This window comes from Streptomyces sp. WM6378, from assembly GCF_001279695.1.
GTDB lineage: Bacteria > Actinomycetota > Actinomycetes > Streptomycetales > Streptomycetaceae > Streptomyces.
Map to the genome: position 1 here is coordinate 1 of NZ_LGDD01000145.1, position 1001 is coordinate 1001.

General features: G+C 71.5%; 1 protein-coding gene. It reads left to right on the forward strand.

The features are described from left to right. Positions 1-1001 (forward strand): type I polyketide synthase (locus ADK54_RS14755; RefSeq protein WP_234392070.1); only part of this gene is annotated, 1001 nt, incomplete at both ends.

The window sequence follows — 1001 nt, forward strand, 5'->3', positions numbered from 1 at the left end:
CGGAGCGACCGAGCCCACGGTGCTGCCCGTCCGCCTGGACCTCGCGGCGCTCCGCGCTCAGGGCGAGCCCCAGCCACTGCTGCGCGGCCTGATCCGCACGAGGACCCGCCGATCCGGCGCGGCCGCGGCATCCGGCATCGCGCAGCGCCTGGCCGGGCTGTCCACGGCGGAGCGGCGCGAGGCGCTGCTCGATGTCGTACGCGCCCAGATCGCATCGGTCCTGGGACATGCGAGCCCGGAGACGGTCGACCCGGACCGGGCCTTCCAGGACCTCGGCTTCGACTCCCTGACTGCCATCGAACTACGCAACCTGCTGGGCCGGGCCACCGGACTGCGGCTCCCGGCGACGACCGTGTTCGACTACCCGACGGCCGACGCCCTGGCGGGCCACCTCCTGGGTGAACTGTTCGGCACGGAGACCGAGACGCCGCTCCCAATGTCCGCTCTCCCGTCCCTGACGGACGACCCGGTGGTGATCGTCGGCATGAGCTGCCGCTTCCCGGGCGGCGTTGCCTCGCCGGAGGACCTGTGGCGGCTGGTGTCCGAGGGGGTGGACGCCGTCTCGGCCTTCCCCACCGACCGAGGCTGGGAGATCGAGGACACCGACGACCCCGAGCGGGAGGGCGCCATCGCCACCCGCTCCGGTGGATTCCTTTACAACGCGGCGGAGTTCGACCCCGAGTTCTTCGGGATGAGCCCCCGCGAGGCCCTGACCACCGACGCCCAGCAGCGACTGCTGCTGGAGACGACCTGGGAGGCGCTGGAGCGCGCCGGTATGGACCCGGCCACCCTGCGCGGCAGCCGTACGGGCGTCTTCGCCGGCGTGATGTACCACGACTACTCGACGCTGCTGTCCGGGCGCGAGTTCGAGGGCTATCAGGGCAGCGGCAGTGCGGGCAGTGTCGCTTCGGGTCGGGTGTCGTACACCTTTGGTTTTGAGGGTCCGGCGGTGACGGTGGATACGGCGTGTTCGTCGTCGTTGGTGGCGTTGCATCTGGCGG